The 2,329-nt window shown below is 43.6% G+C and carries 3 protein-coding genes; all 3 read left to right on the forward strand.

The features are described 5' to 3' along the window. The first annotated feature begins 250 nt into the window (after nt 1–250). Nucleotides 251–865, forward strand: a complete 615-nt coding sequence (locus ABJQ89_RS11445) for a hypothetical protein (protein WP_348496363.1) — start codon at nt 251–253, stop codon at nt 863–865. After that, nucleotides 862–1,875 (forward strand): DUF262 domain-containing protein, encoded by a 1,014-nt coding sequence (locus ABJQ89_RS11450; protein WP_348496364.1) that lies wholly within the window; start codon nt 862–864, stop codon nt 1,873–1,875. The genes ABJQ89_RS11445 and ABJQ89_RS11450 overlap by 4 nt, the downstream gene beginning before the upstream one ends. Nucleotides 1,876–2,170: 295 nt before the next feature. Next, the coding region (locus ABJQ89_RS11455; RefSeq protein WP_348496365.1) for a S1 RNA-binding domain-containing protein at nt 2,171–2,329 on the forward strand (159 nt) is incomplete at its 3' end.

Here is a 2,329-nt window from a genome sequence, read left to right on the forward strand (position 1 = left end):
CCCGCCGATTTGCGCAAGATCGATGGCGCTCGGAGGGGGCGCGAGCCGATGATCCTGAGTTCAGTGGTTAACCGTGGGGGAGTTTGGGGGATGTTGGTTAAAGATTGGTGAGAGGGACGTTCGGTGCTGGGTGCATTTGGCTTCAATAAGATCAATCGTTCATAGGATTGCTATTGAAGTATTGGGGCGCAACGCTAGGGTGTTTAGCGTGCAGGTTTGCAACTCTAGTATTTATTGGGCAATTTCGAGTATGAATTTATTAGATTTTCGATCCGAGCTTGCGGCAATTTCATGTGATGTCGAATTGCAAGATTTTTGCCAGCGAACGGTCATTCATGGAATGCCATTTGCATTTCATTCGCGAGAGGAAGAACTGTTCAAGTTCAAAAAGCGAATTTGCCAACAATTCAATATTCATCACACTGAAGTGTTTATTGTTGGTTCGGCGAAGCTAGGTTTTAGCCCACATAAAGGAACCGAATTTTCACTAGATTCAGATATTGATGTGGCCATCGTTTCCGAAAATTTGTGGGAAAATGTCTACTGTTCTGCGGCTGAGTTGGAGCATAGTATGCGCACATCGATGATTAGTCTTCATAGTCACCAATATAGTAGCTACGTGAAATTCTTAAGGTATTGTGCGATTGGTTGGATGCGACCTGACAAAATACCGAACGTCGCTCCAATGAAGAAATTTAAGCAGGATTGGTTCGACTTTTTTGGTTCGATATCTCATGGTAGGTCAGAAGTTGGCAACTACAAGGTGTCTGCCGGTGTCTTTAGAAGTCAACAGCACCTTGAAACGTATACAATTCGCGCCTTAGAGAACGTGCGAAATAGCATAAGAGTTGATCAAGCAGCATGAGTAAGCAAATACGCCCTTCAGTAACAAACCCTACGATCGCTACTGTTTATAATGAAATTTCTAACGGATTGCTTGTTTTGGCACCGGAATTCCAAAGGAGATTTGTTTGGACACAGCCACATCAGGAAGAGTTTTTGGACACAGTACTGAGAGGGTTTCCATTCCCGGAAATTTATGTTTCGGCTGGTGAAATTGATCTTGAAGCTATGAAAACTGTTAGGAATGTGATTGACGGTCAACAGAGGCTTACTACGATAAGAAACTATATCGAAGATCGCTTTGAGAAGCCTCTGAACCTTGTTTCGTCTTACTCTGAACTGAGCGATGATCAAAAGAAGTCATTTTTGTCATATGAGGTAGTCATTCGCGATCTGGGAAAGATAGATGATGACACAATTCGAGAAATTTTTAGACGCATAAACTTGACCAAATTTAAATTAGATACAGTGGAAATTCATAACGCGATTTACGACGGTTCATTTATTCAAGTGGCAAAATCTATACTGGATGAAACCGACATATCTGTATTTGGAGTGTTTAAGGAATCTGAGTTTTCTCGTATGGGTGACCTGCATTTTGTGTTGCTTGTTTTGAGTACTTTAGAGATTGGTGGCTACTTTTCGCAAGATAAAGAAGTTGAACCCATGATTGAGAAGTTTAATGAGGAATATCCTAACGCAATAGAACAGAAAAACCGTCTACTTGGCGCGCTTTCAACCGCAAGCGGTTTAGGTCTTGCTCCTGATTCGATGTGGTTTAGGAAGTCCAATTTCTATACGATGATTTCAGAGTTTGCTTTTCATCTGGACGCTTTGCCTCATGATATTTTCGATAGATTACAGTACCTTGAAGAAAGCGTCATGGCCAACAAACAAAATACGTCAAGCGAATTTGGTCGTTACTATTCTTACATGTACCAAGGTACAAACAATCGAAGCGCACGCGTTGTACGGTCAGAACTGTTCAGAAAATATTGTTTTCAATTGAACGCTGAGTCCAGATCGAGCTAGGGCTTAGTAGGAGATATAACGCTAAGAACGCTGGTTAGATCGCCTGCCCCGCGGTCTGGCGATTGCCTTGTGGGACTTGTGAAGGGCCTTGCTCAAAACCGAATCCTCAGCTATACGCGCGAGCGTTGAGACGGTGAACAACATCGCATGCATTTGAGTTTGAGTAGGGTTGGAGCTTCCAGCCCTCTTTTTCTTGCGTTCCTGTGATCCCACCCAACCGACCAAATCGCAATCAAAGACCGGCGGAGACAACCGCGCGGCCAGTATAAACACGTTAAAGGATATGAAACGCCACATGGCTAATCTAATGGACGAGTTTGAAGCACTCTTGAACGAAAGCTTCGAAATGGACACGCCCGATGAAGGAACTGTTGTCAAAGGTAAGGTCATCGCAATCGAAGCGGGCCAAGCCATTATCGATGTAGGCTACAAGATGGAAGGCCGCGTTGATCTT

Origin of the sequence: Planktotalea sp., assembly GCF_039984035.1 — a bacterium.
In the GTDB taxonomy this organism is placed as follows: domain Bacteria; phylum Pseudomonadota; class Alphaproteobacteria; order Rhodobacterales; family Rhodobacteraceae; genus Planktotalea.

Excerpts from the sequence above, each read along its gene's own strand:
- ABJQ89_RS11445 (WP_348496363.1), top strand. The coding sequence starts at position 251 with ATGAATTTATTAGATTTTCGATCCGAGCTTGCGGCAATTTCATGTGAT.
- ABJQ89_RS11450 (WP_348496364.1), top strand. The coding sequence starts at position 862 with ATGAGTAAGCAAATACGCCCTTCAGTAACAAACCCTACGATCGCTACT.